Origin of the sequence: Propioniciclava flava, assembly GCF_004126535.1 — a bacterium.
GTDB lineage: Bacteria > Actinomycetota > Actinomycetes > Propionibacteriales > Propionibacteriaceae > Propioniciclava > Propioniciclava flava.
On sequence record NZ_PPCV01000001.1, the window covers coordinates 444,219 to 462,222 of the forward strand.

The following is an 18,004-nucleotide window of genomic DNA, read 5'->3' on the forward strand; positions in this document are numbered from 1 at the left end:
GCAGCCTCGCTGACGGGGCGAGTTGTGCGTCGGAGCCTCGCGCATCCGTGACGCGCACGGGTGGGGCGTGGTGGGAGGGCCTAGGGGCTACGCGGCCGCCCGCCTAGCCGGGCTTGACCCGACTGACCTCGTAGACGCCAGACACCCGTTGAAGACCGCGCAGCACCGTTTCCAGGTGGCGTGGGTCAGGGGTCTGGAAGGTCAACCGCATCGTGAAGACGTGATCCTTGGAGGCATTGGCCGACACGGACACGATGCTCATGTGCATCTCCGACAGCACACGCGTCAGATCGTTCAACATCCCCGCCCGGTCGATGCCCTCCACCTGGACGGCGACCAGGAAGGCCGCGTCGGCCGTGGGCGCCCAGGAAACGGGAACGATCCGTTCGGGCATCTGGCGCAGCGACGCAACGTTGGTGCAGTCGGTCCGGTGCACCGAGATGCCCTCTCCTCGCGTGACGAAGCCGATGATCGGATCCCCAGGGACGGGCATGCAGCACTTGGCCAGCTTGGTGTAGAGGTCCGGGTCGCCGTCAACCACGACGCCGGAGTGGTTCCGCGGCAGCTTGTGATGCGCGCCACGGACCAGCAGCGCCTCGTCGATCAAGGACGCTTCGGCGGCGGCTTCGTCGCCACCGATGACGCTCACCAGTTGCGTGATGACCGCCTGGGCGCCGATGCTGCCCTCCCCCAGCGCCGCCCAGAGGCTCGGCACATCCGAGACGTGGAAGTGCTCGGTGAGGTGAGCCATCACCTCCGGGGTCAGCAGACGGGCCGCCAGGTGGCTGCGTCGCATCTGCTTGGCGAGGAGTTCCTTGCCTTGCTCAATCGCCTCATCGCGCCGCTCTCGGCTGAAGTACTGGCGGATCTTGGCGCGCGCCCGCGGTGTCTTGACGAAGTTGAGCCAGTCGCGGCTGGGGCCCGCATTCTGCGCCTTGGAGGTGATGATGTCGATGGACATCCCCATCTCCAGCGTCGAGTCCAGCGGCACCAGGCGGCCGTTGACCCGGGCCCCGATACATCGATGCCCGACCTCGGTGTGGATGGCGTAGGCGAAGTCCACGGGCGTCGAGCCAGCAGGCAAGGCGATGACGTCGCCCTTGGGGCTGAAGACGAACACCTCGTTCTTGGCGATCTCTTCGGTGAACGTGTCGAGGAACTCCCCCGAGTCCTCGGTTTCCTTTTGCCACTCCGAGATGGAGTGCACCCAGTTGATCTCGTCCCCGGCGCTCTTGCCCTCCTTGTAGCGCCAGTGCGCGGCAACGCCGTACTCCGCCTGCTTGTGCATTTCGTGCGTACGAATCTGCAGTTCGACCGGCTTACCGCCCGGGCCCAGCACCGTCGTATGCAGCGACTGGTACAGGTTGAACTTCGGCATGGCGATGTAGTCCTTGAACCGCCCCGGCAGCGGCTTCCACCGCGCATGCAAGACGCCTAAGACGTCGTAGCACTCACGCTTGGTGTCCACCAGGACGCGCAGGCCGACCAAGTCGTAGATGTCGTAGAAATCGCGGCCCCGCACCATCATCTTTTGGTAGATGGAGTAGTAATGCTTGGGACGCCCGTACACCGTCGCCTTGATCTTGTTCTCAGCCAGGTCTTGTTTGACTTGCTCGATCACCGTGGTGAGGTACTGGTCGCGCAGCGGGGCCCGGTCGGCGACCAGCTTGACGATCTCGGAGTAGATTTTCGGCTCGATGACCGAGAACGACAGATCCTCAAGTTCCCACTTGATCGCGTTCATGCCAAGGCGATGCGCCAACGGGGCATAAATCTCGAGGGTGTCCTTGGCGATCCGGATCTGCTTGTCTTGCCGCAGCGAACTGATCGTGCGCATGTTGTGGAGGCGGTCGGCCAGTTTGATGATCAGGACGCGGATGTCCCTGCTCATCGCGATCACCATCTTGCGGATCGTCTCGGCCTTCGCCGATTCGCCGTAGACCACCTTGTCGAGCTTGGTCACGCCATCGACCATGGTGGCGATTTCCTCGCCGAAGTCGTGGGTCAGCTGCGCCAGCGTGTAGCCGGTGTCCTCCACCGTGTCGTGCAGCAGGGCTGCGCAAATGGTGGGCTCATTGAGCCCGAGACTGGCCAAGATGGTGGCCACGGCGAGGGGATGGGTGATGTAGGCGTCGCCGCTCTTGCGCAATTGACCGTCGTGGTATTGCTCAGACGTCCGATAGGCGCGCTCGATGAGTGCCGAGTCGACCTTCTGATGGTGGCGACGCATGGCAGCAAACAGCGGATCAAGCGCCGCGGCGCCCGAACTCTTCTGGCTTCCTAGCAGCGCGAGCATCCGGCGCATACTGCGCCGGGGCTGCTCGGGCACAACCGCGGCCAGTTGCCCCGGTACAGCATCGGCACCCGCTGGACGGCTCGTCGTGTCACTCATCGAAGACCTCCCCTCGCGTGGGGTCGAGTGTAGCGCCGCTCAAGCGGCACCTTTACGAGGGTGTACGTTCCCGCTTCTTCACGCTGGGGCGAGCAACGACGAGTTCGTCGCCGGTCTTCAGCACGGCCACGCTCGGATCGAAGAAGTGGCGCAGCAGGCCGCCACGCACGACGCCCAAGACCCGCTCTCCGGCAATCTCTTGGGACCCCTTACCCACTTCGCTCGGGGCGACGAGGCGTTGCGCGATGTCGATGCCTTCGCCGTAGTTGAGGAGGTCTTCCATGGTGGCGCCGAGTTCGGGGCTGACGGCCGACAACCCGATGAGCCGACCCACGGCGTCCGAACTGGTGACGACACCGTCGGCCCCTGATTGACGCACGAGCGAGACGTTGTCGGCTTCCCGCACCGACACCACAAGATGGGCGTGCGGGTTGAGTTGCCGTGCGGTCAGGGTGGCCAAAATGGCCGTGTCGTCACGATTCACGGTCACCACGATGTGCTTCGCCTTGGGTACCTCCGCGCGGCGCAGAAGATCGCGGGAGGTGCAGTCCCCCAGGAATGCCGCCAGACCGTGCCGGTTCGCGGCGTCCACGGCAGCCTGGTTCGCGTCGACGACGACGATCCGATCAGCTTCGGCTCCGTTGCGCAGCAGCGTCGTGACGGCGCTGCGGCCCATCGTCCCGTAGCCGAGCAGCACGATGTGGTTCCGCATCTTCTTCCTCCAGCGAGCATCGATCAAAGCCCGTCGCCCCTCGTTGGCGAGGACCTCCAGCGTGGTGCCGACCAACAAGATCAAGAACGCGATCCTCAGTGGGGTCACCAGCAACGCGTTCAGCAGGCGTGCATGCTGGGAGACCGGAGTGATGTCTCCGTATCCCGTGGTGGTGACGGTGACGGTCGCGTAATAGATGGCGTCGATGAGGCTGACGCCATCATGGTTGACGTTGTCGGCATAGCTGGCACGATCCAGCCACACGATCAGCGAGTTGACGGCGATAATCGCCAGCGCGAGGAGCGCACGCCGCGCCAGTTCCCGGACGGGATTCTTGGCAACGCGCGGCAGCCGCACCAGCGCTTGATAGCCCCACCCTGAGGTGGAGGAGCCCTCCGCCATGGTCAGACAGTCACCACGGCGGACAGCGTGTCGACTCCCGCACGGGCAAGGCGCTCGCGCCCACCCAGGAAGCCGAGTTCCATCAAGACCGCCACGTGCACCAGTTCGGCGCCCTGGCGCTTGATCAACTCGGCCGTGGCGCCGATCGTGCCGCCGGTGGCCAGCACATCATCGATCACCATGACCCTTGCCCCCTGCCACAGCGCATCGCTGTGGATCGCCAGCGTCTCGTTGCCGTACTCCAGCGCGAAGCTCTGCTGATCCACCTTCCCGGGCAGCTTGCCTGGCTTGCGCACCGGGACGAACCCGGCACCCAGCTTGAGCGCCACCGGTGCGGCGAAAATGAAGCCGCGAGCCTCCATGCCCACCACCACATCGATGGGCCCCGGAGCCAGGTCAGCCAACTCATCGATAGCCGCAGCGAAGCCATCGGCGTCCGCCAGCAGGGGGGTGATGTCCTTGAACACCACACCAGGCTTGGGCCAGTCCGGGACGTCTCGAATCAACTCGATGATGCGGTTCTGGTTGGCGTTCATCGCCCATCCTTCTTACGGTCGGCGCGGGTACTGCGCTGTGGTTGGTGACGCGGCAGCGTGCTGCCGTCGACAGACCCGAACGTGGCGGGATCGACGACGGTGTGTGCCGCCGCGAGGAGCGGGGCTGAAGCCTCATGCTCGCCGGTGGTCGAGGTCGCATCCTCCGGTGCGGCAGTCGTAGAGGACCGCTCGATCCGGCGACGGTGGGCGACCAGTTCGGGTTCGCGTTCCCTCATCTGGACATAGATCGGTGCGGCCAGGAACAGCGAACTGTAGGCGCCCGCAATCATGCCGACGAACAGGGCCAGACCCAGATCCTTCAGCGGCCCCGTCCCCAGGACGAACACCCCCGCCATCAGCAGCGCGGCCACAGGCAGCACCCCGATGATCGTGGTGTTGATCGACCGCATCAGCACCTGGTTGATAGCCAAGTTGGACGCCGCCGCGAAGGTCCGCTTCTGCTTGGTGATGTCGCGCGTGTTCTCGCGTACCTTGTCGAAGACGACCACGGTGTCATACAGCGAGTAGCCCAAAATCGTGAGCATGCCGATGAGGGTGGCCGGCGTGAAGGCGAACTGCAGCAAGGCATAGACGCCCACGGTCAAGACGAGGTCGTGCAGCAGCGCGATGATGGCTGCGGCCGACATCTTCCAGTTGCGGAAGTAAACCCAGATCATCAAGGACACCAGCACCAGGAAGACCACGAGGGCAATCAGCCCCTTCTGGGTGATCTGTTGCCCCCAGGACGCGCCGATCAGGTTGTTCGTGACCTGCTGGCTGGGGACCCCGGCCTTGGCCGCAAGGGCTTCGGTGACGTGGTTGATTTCCTCGGCGGTCAGGGCGCGCACCTGAATGCGGACCTGGCTGTCCCCCACCGTGTTGGTCTTAATCTCGCCAAGGTCCGGCAGCCCCATACCCTGCACGGTCTCGCGATAGTCGTCTGCCGTGGTGGCGGTGACCTGCGTCGGGACGACGAACTCCGAACCCCCGGTGAAGTCGATCGACAGGTTCAGGCCCCGCACGGCGACGCCGAGGACGCAGATCGCGACGATCACCGCCGAGACGATGTACCAGCGTTTGGCGTTCTTGATGAAGTCGTAGCTGATCTCACCGGTGTAGAGCCGGTGGGCAAGCCCATGGTTCTTGCTCATCAGGCCTCCTTCGGGGAACTCGCCCGGAGGCGACGAATCGGGGACCGTCGGGGGGCCGCGCCGAGGTGGGCTGCGTCGAAGCCGGAGAACTTGCGGCCCTCACCGAAGTACTTTGTGCGTCCGAGCAGCGTCACCATGGGCTTGGTGAACCAGAACACGATCGCAATGTCGATGAGTGTGGTCAGCCCCAGGGTGAAGGCGAAGCCCTTCACTGACCCGATAGCCAACACGAACAGCACCGCGGCAGACAGCAAAGACACGGCGTCGGCGATCAAGATCGTCTTACGGGAGCCGATCCACCCGGTCTCGATGGCGGTACGCAGCGAGCGTCCGTCACGCACTTCGTCGCGGATGCGTTCGAAGTAGATGATGAAGGAGTCCGCCGTCATGCCGATGGCGACGATCGCCCCGGCGATACCGGGAAGGTTCAACGCGAACCCCATCGATTGCCCCAGCAACACCATGAGCTGATAGGTGATCGTGGCGGCCAAGACCAGCGACGCCACCACCACGACGGCGAGTGCCCGGTAGTAGATCACGGAGTAGATCACGACCAACGCCAGGCCGATCAGGCCCGCGATGATGCCGGCCTGCAACTGCTCCCCACCCAGGGTCGCGGACACGTTGGAAACCTCAGACAGGTCGAAAGCCAACGGCAAGGAACCGTACTTCAACACGTTGGCCAGGTCGGTGGCGCTTTGCTGCGTGAAGCTACCCGAGATCTCCGCTCGCCCGCCGCTGATGGCAGTGGTGAGGCGGGGATAGGTCACGACCTTGCCGTCCAGCACGATCGCGAACGTGTTCTGCGGCTCGCTCTTCTTCGCCAGCGCCCCCGTCACCTGCTCGAAGATCTTGCCGCCCACGTCGTTGAGTTGCAGTTGGACGATCCAGCTCAACTGATGCTGCGGCACTCCCGCATTGGCATCGGTGAGCATGTCGCCGTTGATGACCGCCGGGTACAGCAGGAACTTCGTCGTGCCCTCGCGGTTGCAGGTGATGAGCGGCTGGTCGGGAACGTCAGGGAACTCGTCCCCGCACGTGAAGGCCTCGAAGTCGGCTTGATCCCGAGCGGTCGGCGTCCACGCCAACGCCTCATCGGTGGTCAGTTGCCGCCCAGGCGCCGTCGGACGTGGCGTGGGAGCGGCCGTGGGCAACCCTGCGGCCGGGCGCCGGTTGACGCTTTCGGTCGGGCTGGGCGCCGCCGTCGCAGTGGTCCCCGACGTCGGCTCGGCCGATGCCGGGGTAGACGGATCCGCCGACGAGCTCGGGGTGGCCGACGGGGTCGGCGTCGCCGTGGGCTGTGCGGTCACCTGCGCCGTCGCGTACACGGGACGGAAGTACAACTGCGCGGTCGTGCCGACCATCTCCTGCAACTGGGCGGGAGCGACGTTCGGGACGGAGACGGTGATCTGGTTGTTCCCGACCGTCGCCACCTCCGACTCGCCGACGCCGATCGCGTCGACGCGCTGCTGGATGATGGTGCGCGCCTGTTCCAGGCTTTCGGCGCTGACCCCGCCCTGCCCGGTCGCATTGCGGGCAGTCAAGGTAATCGTCGTGCCGCCGCGCAGATCCAAGCCAAGCTTGGGGCTCCAGCTACCCGACAGGGCCATGATCCCGAACAAGGCGGCGATCACGGCGAACAAGATGATCAAGGTGCGCAGCGGGTGCGACCTGTGTTGAGTGGTGGTGGCCACGTGCAGCGAACCCCGCCTACTCAGTTCTTGGCTTCGGGCGTCTGAGCCTCAGGCGCGCTCTCCGACGGCGGGGCGACATCGAGAACGGGAGCGGCCTCCACGACGTCGACGACCGTGCCGTCGATCTCATCAGCCGGGGCATCGTCGTACTCGAACTCCTCTTCGGAGGGCTCGACCGCGCGGACGATGGCCTGCTTCAGCACGGTCATCTCCACACCGGGCGACACCTCGACGATGGCCTGCTTCTCGCCATTGTGGATGATGGTGCCGAAGACGCCGCTGCTGAGCATCACGCGCGATCCTTCGCCCAGGTTGTTCACCAGTTCCTGCTGTTGCTTCTGCTTCTTCTGCGCGGGGCGGATCAGCAGCAGCCAGAACGCGGCCACCATCAAGACCACCATCACGAGGGTCGACATCAGGTTGCTGTCAGGCATCTTTCACACTCTCAACTGGGGAACGGGAACACGGGGCCGGCCCCCGCCAAGGGGCAAGCCTACCGGCTAGGCGTCCGGGTCCGTGAAAAGGTCAACTCGTGACGCGGGCACGGTCAAACCCAGGTGTGCCCAGGCCCGGCTGGTCGCCACGCGCCCACGAGGCGTGCGCATGAGGAACCCCTGGCGAATCAGGAACGGCTCCGCAACCTCTTCCACCGTTTCGACCTCCTCGCCGACGCTCATCGCCAACGTGCCCAGCCCCACTGGTCCGCCACCGAAACGCACGCACAGCGACTCCAAGACGGCGCGGTCGAGGCGGTCCAAGCCCAACTCGTCCACCTCGTACAGGTCCAACGCTGCTGAGGCGACAGGCGGGGTGATCCGTCCGGACGCGTGGATCAGCGCGTAATCGCGGACGCGGCGCAGCAGCCGGTTCGCGATCCGGGGCGTTCCTCGGCTCCGGCTGGCGATGACCTGTGCCGACGCATCGTCGAGGGCGACCTTCAGCAGCGACGCGGAGCGCTGGACGATCCGCACCAGGTCGGCGGCATCGTAGTAGTCGAGTTGTCCGGTGAACCCGAACCGATCGCGCAGCGGCCCGGGCAGCAAGCCTGCGCGCGTCGTCGCACCGACCAGGGTGAAGCGCGGGATCTCCAGCGGGATCTCGGTGGCGCCGGGCCCCTTGCCGACGATGACATCGACGCGAAAGTCCTCCATCGCCAAATACAGCATCTCTTCGGCGGGTCGGCTCATGCGGTGAATCTCGTCGAGAAAGAAGACCTCTCCCTCGGTGAGCCCCGACAAGATGGCGGCCAGGTCACCGGCGTGCTGGATGGCCGGGCCCGAACTGATCCGTAGCGGGACGCCCAACTCGTGAGCGATGATCATGGCCAACGTCGTCTTGCCCAACCCAGGCGGCCCCGACAACAGCACGTGATCGGGCACCGCACCGCGATGTTGGGCCGCAGCCAGCACCAGCCCCAGCTGTGCGCTCACCCGCGGCTGCCCACCGAACTCCTCCAGGCTCGGCGGGCGCAGAGCACCGTCGACGGCCTGCTCGTCGAGGTGCCCGTGCGGGTCGAGGGGGTCCTCGTCGTGTCGCGGCGTCATCGAGCCAGGCTCTGCAGTGCGGCGCGCATCAACTCACCGATACCCAGGGTGGGGTTCTCCTCGCGCAGGGGTGCGATGCCCTCAACGGCGGCGGCGGCGTCCTTGGCCGACCACCCCAGCGATTCCAGCCCGCTCGAGACCTGGTCGCGCCAGGCGTCCGCTCCGGATGCGGCCCCACCTGTGCCACCAAGATCGGGGACGGCGCCCAGCGCGTTGACCTTCTCTTTGAGTTCAATCACCATCTTCTGGGCCCCCTTGCGCCCAATGCCGGGCACCTTCGTCAAGGCGACGAGGTTCTCGCTCGAGATGGCGGCGCGCAGTTCGGCAGGCGGCAACACTGACACCACCGCCTGGGCGAGCTTGGGGCCGATGCCAGAAGCCGACTGCACGAGTTCGAAGGCGTCGCGCTCCTCCGGGTCGCTGAACCCGAACAAGGTGAGGGAATCCTGACGCACCACCAAGGAGGTGGCCAACGTCGCCGTCTCCCCCACCCTCACGGAGGCGACGGTGGCGGGGGTGGCGAGGGCGCGGACGCCGAACCCACCCAGATCGATATCGACCCAGGTGCCGCCGACTTGGCTGACCGTGCCGGTGAGATGGGCGATCACGCGAGCTTCCTCCTGTTTGCGGCGCGTGCACGCGCCATGGCTTGAGCCTGGACCAGTTCGCGGCGCACCTGCGCCTGCTGGATCCGGGCGATGGCGGGGGCACGCCACAGATGACACACCGCCAGCGCGACCGCGTCCGCGGCATCGGCAGGTTTGGGCGGAGCGTCGAGTTTGAGGATGCGCATGACCATCTGGCCCACTTGCGCCTTGTCGGCGCGCCCGCTGCCGGTGATGGCCGCCTTGACCTCGCTGGGGGTGTGCTGGGCCACCTGCAACCCAGCACGAGTGCCGACCAGCAGCACCACGCCAGAGGCCTGTGCCGTGCCGATGATGGTGCTCACGTCGCGTCGGGCGAAGACCCGCTCCACGGCGATGGCGTCAGGGCGATATTCGGCGACGTACTGGACGAGGCTGCGTTCCAGCGCCGCCAACCGCTGCCCCGTTTCCGCGTCAGCGGGGGTACGCACCACATCGGCGAGCAGGAGCGCGGGCGGGCGCCCGGGATCCCCCTCGATCACGCCGACCCCACATCGGGTCAGGCCGGGGTCGATCCCGAGCACTCGCATGCGGCCCACCTTTCCGAACGTTTGTTCGGATTCTAGGCGTCGCCCTCCAAGGCTTCGAGGATTTCGTCCGGCACGTCTTCGTTGCTGTAGACGTTTTGGACGTCTTCCACCTCTTCGATGGCGTCGATCAGCTTGAACAGCTTCTCGGCGGCCTCTTGGGAGTCAACGGCCTGCTCGTACTGCGGCCGGAACTCCACGTCGGCGGATTCATAGTCGAACCCTGCCGCCTGGACTGCCTTGCGCACCTCGACCAACTGGGCCGGATCGCTGACAATCTCGAAGGTGTCACCGGTGTCGTTGATGTCTTCCGGCTCGGCCTCCAAGGTGGCCTCCAGCAGGTCATCTTCGGTGACCTGCTTGCCCTCTTGCTTCTTGGCCACCACAACGACGCCCTTGCGGTCATAGATCCGGCTCACCGAGCCCACGTCGGCAACCGTGCCGCCGTTGCGCGTGATCGCCACCTTGACGTCGGACGCCGAACGGTTGCGGTTGTCGGTCAGCACCTCGATGAGGAGGGCGACGCCTGCAGCACCGTAGGCCTCGTACATGATCTCGGTGTAGTCGACGGCCTCGCCGCCGATACCCGAACCGCGCTTGACGGCGCGATCAATGTTGTCGTTGGGGACCGAGTTCTTCTTCGCCTTCTGGATGGCGTCGTACAGCGTCGGGTTCCCGCCGGGGTCACCGCCACCCACGCGCGCCGCGACCTCGATCTTCTTGATCAGGTTGGCGAACAGCTTGCCGCGCTTCGCATCAATGGCGGCCTTCTTGTGCTTGGTGGTGGCCCACTTGGAATGTCCGCTCATGGGTCTCCCTTCGCTCGATCTCGATTAGCTCCATCGGACAGCCTATCGCGCGTGCGAGCGCGCGACGGCACTCAGCCCTGCGCGACGGCCAGCGCCTCGGGCAACGTGATGGAGCCGACGTACAGCGCGGTGCCGACGATCGCGCCGGTGACGCCCAGGGGCACGAGCTCGCGCAGGGCGCGCAAGTCATCAAGCGAAGAGATGCCGCCGGAGGCGATCACCTCGGCGTCCGTCCGGGTGGCTACATCACGCAGCAGGGACACGTTCGGGCCGGTGAGCATCCCGTCGGAGTTGACGTCGGTCACCACGAAGGTGCGGCACCCTGCCGCCGACAGGCGATCGACGGCCTCAGCCCAGTCTCCGCCTTCGCGGACCCAGCCGCGCGCGGCCAAACGCGTGCCACGCACGTCGATGGCGATGCCGATGAGGTCCCCGTGCTCAGCGATGACTTTCTCACACCAGGCCGGGTTCTCCAGCGCGGCGGTCCCGATGTTGACGCGGCGACAGCCGGTGGCCAACGCGCGCTCCAGCGACGCGTCGTCACGGATACCGCCCGACAGTTCGACGTTGAGGCTCATCTGCCCCACGATCTCGGCGATGACATCGGCGTTCGAGCCACGGCCAAACGCCGCGTCCAGATCCACCAGGTGGAGCCAACTCGCCCCGCCGTCTTGCCAGCGTTGGGCGGCCGCCAACGGATCACCAAAGGTCTTCTCGGACCCAGCCACGCCCTGGGTGAGCTGGACGGCTTGGCCGCCTTGAACGTCAACGGCAGGCAGCAGCGTCAGGGAATCAGTCACGGACGCAAACCCTAGCGTCGTGCAGGACCATCCCGTTGCCGATGACCACCTGCCGAGGTGGTGTCCGGACCAACGCGTCCATGGGGTTCTCGGCGTCCAGCAGCACCAGGTGAGCGGCTGCCCCTTCGACCAGGTCGTGGCCCGGGCGCCCCGCGAACCGCCCGGCACCGCTGGTGGCGGCCACCAGGATGCGCTGCAAATCTTCGTCGCGCACCACAGAGGAGGCACGCGCAAACTGCCAGGCGATGCGCAACGTGTCCCCGGTGCCATAGGGGCTCCACAGGTCGCGGATGCCGTCGGTGCCGAAGGCGAAGCCGACGCCGGCCGCGTCCAGTTCGCGCCAAGGCAGTTGCGGCAACCGCAGCGGGGCGACCGTGGTGAACGTGATGCCCGCCTCGCCCATACGGGCCAGCAGTTCCGCGCGCCGGGAAGCGTCCACTTGGGCCAGCGCGAACCCGTGCGCGATGGTCACCTTGTCCGTCAATCCCAGCCGTTCGGCCCGGTCGCAGATCAAGTCCAGTTCAAAGGCGCCCAACTCACCGGCGTCATGGAGATGGATGTCGAGCCCGCAGCCGCGCCGCTCCATGATCGCGAACAACCCGTCGAGTTGGCCGACCGGATCCCGGTCGATGCCCGCCGGATCCAGCCCGCCGATGTGCTGTGCCCCTGCGGCGGCGGCCTGATCGAGCAACTCCAACACTCCGCGGCGTCGCAGCACCCCATCTTGCGGGAAGGCGACGATCTCCATCTCGATGCCACCATCAAAGGAGGCGACCGCCTCCTTGACGACCTCGATGCCGCGCAGTCCCAAGCCGAGATCGACATCGACATGGCTACGCAGCAGCGTCGTGCCGTGGGACACCATCTCGGTGAGGACACGCGTGGTGATGTCCACGCCGGGAATGCCCAGTTCATCGCGCCGATCACGCTCGTGACGGATCCTGCCCTCGGTGGTGCCCTCGCCGCCGTAGGACTGCCACGGCAACCCCCACCAGGACTTGTCGACGTGCGCGTGCGCGTTCACCACCGACGGAAGAGCCAGCAGCCCGCCCCCATCCAGGTCGGTCGCGCTCCCGGTGGCCCGGTCTGCGGGCGGACGGATCACGGCGATGCGGCCCTGATCGAGGATCAGGTCGGCTAACGGCGCCCCCCACGGACGAACGGCACGGACAGCGGTCACGGCGAGGCACTCATCTTGTCAGCTTAGCCCGGGCACCGCGCCTGCTCAGCCCAAGCAGGCAACCCAGTTGCGCAGCACGCGAGCCCCAGCCTGACCGGACTTCTCAGGGTGGAACTGCGTGACGCTCAGCGCGCCCGACTCGACCGCCGCGACGAAGCGGTCCCCGCCGTGTTCCGCCCACGAGACCAGGGCACCTTCGGGCCAATCCGCGTCGTGTACGCCATAGCTGTGCACGAAGTAGAACCGCTCCCCGGCGACGCCCTCGAACAGGCGCGACCCCACTGGGGCATTCACGGTGTTCCACCCCATGTGCGGCAGCCGGGCGGCGTGCAGCAGTTCGACGCGCCCGGGAAGGACCCCGACGCCCGGCGTCACGATGCCGTGTTCCTCCCCCACCTCGAACATGATTTGCTCGCCAACACAGATGCCGAGGACCGGTCGATGGTCGGCCAAGCGCCGACGGATGATCGCCGGGCCATCGACAGCCTCAAGCCCCGCCATGCACGCCGCGAACGCTCCCACACCGGGGACGACGAGCCCGTCGGCCGCCGCGATCTCGTCGGCGTCCGCCGTGAGCACCACCCGCGCCCCGGTCGCGGCCAACGCGCGGGTGGCCGAGTGCAGGTTCCCCGAGCCGTAGTCGAGTACCGCGATCGTCGCGCTCACAGGGCGCCCTTGGTCGAGGGGATCTGGTCGGCAATACGAGGATCGGGCTCCACGGCGGCGCGCAACGCTCGCGCGAGCGCCTTGAACTGCGCCTCGACGATGTGGTGCGGGTCGCGCCCCCGCAGGAGATCCAAGTGGACGCACAACCCCGCGTTCAGGGCCAGCGACTCCACGACGTGATACGTCATCGACCCGGCATAGGGCACCCCCGACCCGCCGATCAGCGCGTACACCTGCGCGTCGGGTTCGCCCTGACACACGGCGTAGGGACGCCCGGCCACATCGACGACGCACCGGGCTAGCGCCTCATCCAGCGGGACGACCGCGTCCCCGAAACGGCGGATGCCGCGCTTGTCACCCAGCGCCTCGCGCAAGGCCTGCCCGACGACGATCGCGGTGTCCTCCACGACATGGTGTCCGTCGATGTGCACGTCGCCGTTGGCCCTCACGGTGAGGTCGATCAGGGAGTGCTTGCTCAGCGCCGTCAGCATGTGGTCGTAAAAGCCGACCCCGGTGGCGATGTCGGAGACGCCGGCGCCGTCCAGGTTCATCTCCACGGTGATCGTGGATTCGCTGGTGCTGCGCTCGATGCGTGCGGTGCGTGCCATCACTCCCCCATCCTCGGGGCGTCTACGCGCGCCAGCGCGGCGTAGAACGCTGCCATTTCATCCGGGGTCCCCGCGCTGACACGCAAGAATCCCTCCGGCCCGGTTTCGCGGACCAGCACCCCTTGATCCAGCAACTGCTGCCACGCGGCGTGGCGGTCGGCCCATCGCCCGATCAGGACGAAGTTGGCATCCGAGTCGACCACCTCGAACCCTAGCTGCGGCCCCCGGCGGAGCAGTTCGTCGCGGGTGGCGCGCAGGTCGTCGACCCGCGCGAGCATCTCGTCGGCGTGCCGCAGCGCCACGGACGCCACGGCCTGGGTCTGCGCGGAGAGGTGATAGGGCAGCCGGACGATGCGGCAGGCGTCCACGATGGCCGGGGCCGCCGCCAGGTAGCCCAGGCGCCCCCCAGCGAAGGCGAAGGCCTTGCTCATGGTGCGGCTCACCACCAGGTTGCCGTGGTCGGCCAGCAGGGACAGTGCCGTCGCCTCCGGGTCGCGGGCGAACTCTTGGTAGGCCTCATCGACCACGACGATCGCGTCTGTGTTCGCCAGCACCTCGGCGATGACCGTCACCGGCGTGGTCGTGCCCGTGGGGTTGTTGGGCGTGGTGATCACGACGACCGTCGGCTCCACGCGGGCGATCGCGAGCAGGATGTCGGACGCATCCAGCGTGTAATCCACCCGACGGGGTGCGGTGACGTACTCGGTGTGCGTGTTGCGCGCGTACTCGGGATACATCGAATACGTCGGCGTGAAGGTGAGCATCCGGCGTCCGGGGCCACCGAAGGCCCCCAGGACGTGCGTCATGACCTCGTTGGAACCGTTCGCTGCCCAGATGTTCGCGGGCCCCAGGCCGTGGCCAAGATAGTCGGCCAGCTGAGTGCGCAGCCGTAGGAACTCACGGTCGGGGTAGCGGTGGTAGACCCCCGAACTGATCGCCTGCGCCATGTCGGCCAGCATCGCCCCCGATGGCGGGTAGGGGTTCTCGTTCACGTTGAGGCAGACGGGAACGTCGAGTTGGGGAGCCCCGTAGGGCTCCTCGCCGACCAGTTCAGGGCGCAGCGGCAGGTCGGCCAGTGCGGGGTTCGCCTTCACCAGCGGTCCCCCTGCTCGCGCGCCGTCCGGACGGTGATGGCGGCGGCGTGCCCGGGCAGGCCTTCCTCGCGGGCGAACGTCACCACGGTGGGGCCGACCTCACGCAACGCCGCCTCGTCGTAGTCGATCAGGTGGACGGTCCGGCAAAAACTCCGGACGGTGAGCCCCGAGCTGTAGCGGGACGCGCCCGCCGTCGGCAGGACGTGCGTCGACCCTGCCGAGTAGTCACCCAGCGGCACCGGGGCCCACGGACCGATGAAGATCGCGCCGGCGTTCTTCACCCGATGCGCGACCGCGCGGGCGTCCCCCGTCTGCACTTCAAGGTGCTCGGCGCCGTAGGCGTCCACGACTTTGAGGCCCTGCTCCATGTCGTCAACCAGGACAATCGCCGACTGCGGGCCGGTCAGCGCCGTCTCGATGCGGTCGGTGTGATCCAACTCCGAAACCTGATCCGCCAGCAGCGCGTTGACGCGCTCGGCCAGATCCGGTGAATCGGTGACCAGCACCGAACCTGCCATTGGGTCGTGTTCGGCCTGACTGATCAAGTCAGCGGCAACGAAGGCCGGATCGGCCTGATCGTCGGCCAGCACGGCGATCTCCGTGGGGCCGGCCTCCGCGTCGATGCCCACCACACCGCGCAGCAGCCGCTTGGCGGCCACCACGTAGATGTTGCCGGGCCCCGTCACCAGGTCGACCGGCGCGCACAGCCCTTCCACGCCGTAGGCGAACATGGCGATCGCCTGGGCGCCACCCACCGCGTACACCTCATCGACGCCCAGGAGGTGGCACAGCCCCAGGATCGAGGGGTGAGGCCAGCCACCGAACGCCGCATTCGGCGGAGTCGCTACGGCAAGGCTTTCCACCCCAGCGACCTGGGCGGGAACGACGTTCATCAGCACGCTGGAGGACAGGGGCGCCAGACCGCCGGGCACGTAGAGACCGACGCGAGCAACCGGCGAAGTCTTGGTCTCGATCACCGCCCCCTCGGCGACCTCGACGCTGACGACCCCCGGGGTACCTTCCGCCTGCGCGACGGCACGCCGGCGCCGGATCGACTCCTCGAACGCGGCGCGCACCTGCGGGGCAAGCTCCTTGGCGCACTGAGCCAGGTACTCCACGGGCACGCGGAACTGGCTGGGCACCACACCGTCGAAACGCTCAGCGAACTCGGCCAGCGCGTGCTCGCCACGCTCGGCGACGGCGTCGCAGATCGGCTTGACCGTCGCGAGGGCATGCTCGACGTCGAAGGCACCCCGCGGCACCACGGTGCGGTAGTCAGGGCTTGTTCCTCGGACATCGATCACACGTAGCTTCACAGGGATGATTGTATGGGCGTCATGTTCATCGGGCTCGGCACGGTTGCGAACGTGGTCACCGTCGCCGCAGGGACGGGCCTGGGCGTGCTGCTGGGCGACCGGATCCCCGCGCGCACCCGTGACACTGTCACCGACGTTCTGGGGCTCATCACCATGGTGCTGGGCATCAGTTCAGCTCTGACCCTGTCCTCGCCCGCCATGAGCGAGGCGGCAGGGGCGGGCGCGCCCACCCTGATCGTGCTCGGCTCCCTGATCGTGGGGGCACTGGTCGGCTCTGCCCTGCGCATCGAGCAGCGCCTGGAGAACGGTGCGGAGCGGCTGCGTTCGCACTTTTCGACCACGGGCGAGGCTGGCACCTTCGTGTCGGCAGCCGTGACGCCCACCTTGCTGTTTTGCATCGGCCCCCTCACCATCTTGGGCTCGCTGTCGGATGGGATGGGCCATGGGGCTGAACAACTCCTCATCAAGGCAGCCCTCGACGGATTCGCGGCGATGGCCTTCGCGAGTTCCCTCGGCTGGGGCGTCCTGGTGTCTGCGGTCGCTGTCGGCATCGTGCAGGGCGGCCTGACCCTGGCCGGGTTCTGGCTAGGCAACCTGTTCAGCCTGGCGCAGATCGACGCCCTGAGCGCCACCGGTGGCGTGATCTTGATCGCACTTGGCCTCCGGCTCCTGAGAATCAAGGACATTCCCGTCGGCGATCTTCTTCCCGCGCTGATCGCCGCCCCTGTGCTCATGGCGGCCGTCACGGCCCTGCGGTGAGGAACCAACGAAAGGACACCCATGGCCAAGAAGAAGACACCGGCGGGGACGCCTGCGCTTCAGGCGCTCATCGCCGCCGCGATCCCCTTCGAGCCGGTCGAGTACACCCATCACGACGACACCCATGACTTCGGTGCCGAAGCAGCCCGCGAGACAGGCATCGAACCGGAGCGCCTCTACAAGACCCTCATCGTGTCCGTGGGTCCGCATCAGCTCGCGGTGGGTGTCGTCCCCGTGTCAGGGCGCCTGGATCTGAAGAAGCTCGCCACGGCCCTCGGCGTCAAGAAGGCAGAGATGGCCGACCCGAAGGCGGCCGAGCGCAGTTCTGGCTACGTGCTCGGCGGGGTGTCTCCCCTCGGCCAACGCACCGCTTTGCCGACCGTCATCGACACCTCGGCGCAGAACTGGCCCACGATGTACGTTTCAGGGGGCAAGCGAGGATTGCAGATCGGCATCGCTCCCGCCGACCTTGCGGCAGCGACCGGCGCCCACTTCGCCCCCATCGCCCACGCCTGAGCGCTCGCCCACGTCTGCGCGTTGGGCAAGCAATCTGGTGAGCGCCGTTGCAGGGGCTTTCGGTGGGGCCTAGGCCGTCGGTGAGGATGCCTCGGAGAAGGCGTCGTCGCTGAGGGCATCGGCCTGCCCTCGCAAGCGGCGGCGCTGCCGAGGCGGCGCAGCCTCGGGGGACAGGTCAGGACCCAGGGATGCCGCGAACAAGGGCACGGCGATCGCGGCGAACACCCACAGTGCCAGCGCTGACGGTGTGGTGAGTTCCAGGGCCATCTTCACCGATTCCCCGGGTTGTGCCGAGGCCAGCCGCTGAGCGAACTGACCGGGCCCGATCAACTCACCCACCAGCCAGCATGTTCCGCCAGCCAGCAGGCTCAGCCCCGCGGTGATCACCGCAACGGGCCAGCCCAACTGACGCAGCAAAATCCAGCAGGCGACCCCGATCGCCGCCCCACCCACGACGGCGATCACCGAGAACCAGAAGTTCGCCGAAAACGCCTCCGCAAGACTGTCGTCCCCGATCAGCGCGTGCCCGTCGGATTGCACGACGTAGCTCGGCAGGACGGCAAGGTTGGCCCACACCAGAGCGCAGACCACCCCGACGAGCGCGGCCAGCACCGCCATCGTCGCCGTCCGCAGCACGGCAGTCCGCAACCCCAT

The 18,004-nt window shown here is 67.0% G+C and carries 19 protein-coding genes; 2 read left to right on the top strand and 17 right to left on the bottom strand.

What is annotated here, in order from left to right:
- Positions 1-103: 103 nt before the first annotated feature.
- From C1706_RS02090 to hisD, 16 genes are all read right to left on the bottom strand, one after another.
- Positions 104-2,305 (bottom strand): RelA/SpoT family protein, encoded by a 2,202-nt coding sequence (locus tag C1706_RS02090; RefSeq protein ID WP_284690544.1) that lies wholly within the window; start codon positions 2,303-2,305, stop codon positions 104-106.
- A 139-nt stretch (positions 2,306-2,444) separates the two neighbouring features.
- On the bottom strand, positions 2,445-3,506 hold the full coding sequence (locus C1706_RS02095) for a potassium channel family protein (RefSeq protein WP_129457532.1): 1,062 nt from the start codon (positions 3,504-3,506) through the stop codon (positions 2,445-2,447).
- A 2-nt stretch (positions 3,507-3,508) separates the two neighbouring features.
- The gene (locus tag C1706_RS02100; protein ID WP_129457533.1) at positions 3,509-4,042 is read right to left on the bottom strand and encodes an adenine phosphoribosyltransferase; all 534 of its coding nucleotides are present in this window, start codon (positions 4,040-4,042) and stop codon (positions 3,509-3,511) included.
- On the bottom strand, positions 4,039-5,193 hold the full coding sequence (secF, locus tag C1706_RS02105; RefSeq protein WP_129457534.1) for a protein translocase subunit SecF: 1,155 nt from the start codon (positions 5,191-5,193) through the stop codon (positions 4,039-4,041). The genes C1706_RS02100 and secF overlap by 4 nt, the downstream gene beginning before the upstream one ends.
- On the bottom strand, positions 5,193-6,803 hold the full coding sequence (gene secD, locus C1706_RS02110) for a protein translocase subunit SecD (RefSeq protein WP_129457673.1): 1,611 nt from the start codon (positions 6,801-6,803) through the stop codon (positions 5,193-5,195). The genes secF and secD overlap by 1 nt, the downstream gene beginning before the upstream one ends.
- Before the next feature lie 104 nt (positions 6,804-6,907).
- Positions 6,908-7,321, bottom strand: a complete 414-nt coding sequence (gene yajC / locus C1706_RS02115; protein ID WP_129457535.1) for a preprotein translocase subunit YajC — start codon at positions 7,319-7,321, stop codon at positions 6,908-6,910.
- 66 nt (positions 7,322-7,387) lie between these two features.
- Positions 7,388-8,431 (bottom strand): Holliday junction branch migration DNA helicase RuvB, encoded by a 1,044-nt coding sequence (gene ruvB / locus C1706_RS02120; RefSeq protein WP_129457536.1) that lies wholly within the window; start codon positions 8,429-8,431, stop codon positions 7,388-7,390.
- Entirely contained in the window at positions 8,428-9,039 is a 612-nt protein-coding gene (ruvA, locus tag C1706_RS02125; protein WP_129457537.1) for a Holliday junction branch migration protein RuvA, read from the bottom strand. The genes ruvB and ruvA overlap by 4 nt, the downstream gene beginning before the upstream one ends.
- Positions 9,036-9,605, bottom strand: coding sequence for a crossover junction endodeoxyribonuclease RuvC (locus C1706_RS02130; RefSeq protein ID WP_129457538.1), 570 nt, complete (start codon positions 9,603-9,605; stop codon positions 9,036-9,038). The genes ruvA and C1706_RS02130 overlap by 4 nt, the downstream gene beginning before the upstream one ends.
- 32 nt (positions 9,606-9,637) lie before the next feature.
- Positions 9,638-10,411 (bottom strand): YebC/PmpR family DNA-binding transcriptional regulator, encoded by a 774-nt coding sequence (locus C1706_RS02135; RefSeq protein ID WP_129457539.1) that lies wholly within the window; start codon positions 10,409-10,411, stop codon positions 9,638-9,640.
- A gap of 71 nt (positions 10,412-10,482) precedes the next feature.
- Positions 10,483-11,211, bottom strand: coding sequence for a bifunctional 1-(5-phosphoribosyl)-5-((5-phosphoribosylamino)methylideneamino)imidazole-4-carboxamide isomerase/phosphoribosylanthranilate isomerase PriA (gene priA, locus C1706_RS02140; RefSeq protein WP_129457540.1), 729 nt, complete (start codon positions 11,209-11,211; stop codon positions 10,483-10,485).
- Positions 11,204-12,391, bottom strand: a complete 1,188-nt coding sequence (locus tag C1706_RS02145; RefSeq protein WP_129457541.1) for an amidohydrolase family protein — start codon at positions 12,389-12,391, stop codon at positions 11,204-11,206. Before C1706_RS02145 ends, priA begins: the two co-directional genes overlap by 8 nt.
- Before the next feature lie 45 nt (positions 12,392-12,436).
- On the bottom strand, positions 12,437-13,057 hold the full coding sequence (hisH, locus tag C1706_RS02150; RefSeq protein WP_129457542.1) for an imidazole glycerol phosphate synthase subunit HisH: 621 nt from the start codon (positions 13,055-13,057) through the stop codon (positions 12,437-12,439).
- A complete protein-coding gene (hisB, locus tag C1706_RS02155) occupies positions 13,054-13,665 on the bottom strand; it encodes an imidazoleglycerol-phosphate dehydratase HisB (RefSeq protein ID WP_431830674.1) in 612 nt (203 codons plus the stop codon). The genes hisH and hisB overlap by 4 nt, the downstream gene beginning before the upstream one ends.
- Complete coding sequence (locus tag C1706_RS02160) at positions 13,665-14,762, bottom strand: histidinol-phosphate transaminase (RefSeq protein WP_129457544.1); 1,098 nt, start codon at positions 14,760-14,762, stop codon at positions 13,665-13,667. The genes hisB and C1706_RS02160 overlap by 1 nt, the downstream gene beginning before the upstream one ends.
- Positions 14,756-16,075 carry a histidinol dehydrogenase gene (gene hisD, locus C1706_RS02165; RefSeq protein WP_129457545.1) on the bottom strand — a complete coding sequence of 440 codons (1,320 nt, stop codon included), beginning with the start codon at positions 16,073-16,075 and terminating at the stop codon, positions 14,756-14,758. The genes C1706_RS02160 and hisD overlap by 7 nt, the downstream gene beginning before the upstream one ends.
- A gap of 12 nt (positions 16,076-16,087) precedes the next feature.
- Here hisD and C1706_RS02170 point away from each other — a divergent pair, with 12 nt between their 5' ends.
- Both C1706_RS02170 and ybaK read left to right on the top strand, forming a co-directional pair.
- Positions 16,088-16,834, top strand: coding sequence for a DUF554 domain-containing protein (locus tag C1706_RS02170; RefSeq protein WP_241653375.1), 747 nt, complete (start codon positions 16,088-16,090; stop codon positions 16,832-16,834).
- 21 nt (positions 16,835-16,855) lie between these two features.
- A complete protein-coding gene (ybaK, locus tag C1706_RS02175; protein WP_129457546.1) occupies positions 16,856-17,350 on the top strand; it encodes a Cys-tRNA(Pro) deacylase in 495 nt (164 codons plus the stop codon).
- 69 nt (positions 17,351-17,419) lie between these two features.
- Here the strand turns inward: ybaK and C1706_RS02180 are convergent, their stop codons facing one another.
- On the bottom strand, positions 17,420-18,004 hold the full coding sequence (locus tag C1706_RS02180) for a hypothetical protein (protein ID WP_129457547.1): 585 nt from the start codon (positions 18,002-18,004) through the stop codon (positions 17,420-17,422).

Excerpts from the sequence above, each read along its gene's own strand:
- C1706_RS02090 (WP_284690544.1), bottom strand. The coding sequence starts at position 2,305 with ATGCGCCGGATGCTCGCGCTGCTAGGAAGCCAGAAGAGTTCGGGCGCC.
- C1706_RS02095 (WP_129457532.1), bottom strand. The coding sequence starts at position 3,506 with ATGGCGGAGGGCTCCTCCACCTCAGGGTGGGGCTATCAAGCGCTGGTG.
- C1706_RS02100 (WP_129457533.1), bottom strand. The coding sequence starts at position 4,042 with ATGAACGCCAACCAGAACCGCATCATCGAGTTGATTCGAGACGTCCCG.
- secF (WP_129457534.1), bottom strand. The coding sequence starts at position 5,193 with ATGAGCAAGAACCATGGGCTTGCCCACCGGCTCTACACCGGTGAGATC.
- secD (WP_129457673.1), bottom strand. The coding sequence starts at position 6,803 with ATGGCCCTGTCGGGTAGCTGGAGCCCCAAGCTTGGCTTGGATCTGCGC.
- yajC (WP_129457535.1), bottom strand. The coding sequence starts at position 7,321 with ATGCCTGACAGCAACCTGATGTCGACCCTCGTGATGGTGGTCTTGATG.
- ruvB (WP_129457536.1), bottom strand. The coding sequence starts at position 8,431 with ATGACGCCGCGACACGACGAGGACCCCCTCGACCCGCACGGGCACCTC.
- C1706_RS02130 (WP_129457538.1), bottom strand. The coding sequence starts at position 9,605 with ATGCGAGTGCTCGGGATCGACCCCGGCCTGACCCGATGTGGGGTCGGC.
- C1706_RS02135 (WP_129457539.1), bottom strand. The coding sequence starts at position 10,411 with ATGAGCGGACATTCCAAGTGGGCCACCACCAAGCACAAGAAGGCCGCC.
- hisB (WP_431830674.1), bottom strand. The coding sequence starts at position 13,665 with ATGGCACGCACCGCACGCATCGAGCGCAGCACCAGCGAATCCACGATC.
- C1706_RS02170 (WP_241653375.1), top strand. The coding sequence starts at position 16,088 with ATGGGCGTCATGTTCATCGGGCTCGGCACGGTTGCGAACGTGGTCACC.
- ybaK (WP_129457546.1), top strand. The coding sequence starts at position 16,856 with ATGGCCAAGAAGAAGACACCGGCGGGGACGCCTGCGCTTCAGGCGCTC.
- C1706_RS02180 (WP_129457547.1), bottom strand. The coding sequence starts at position 18,004 with ATGGGGTTGCGGACTGCCGTGCTGCGGACGGCGACGATGGCGGTGCTG.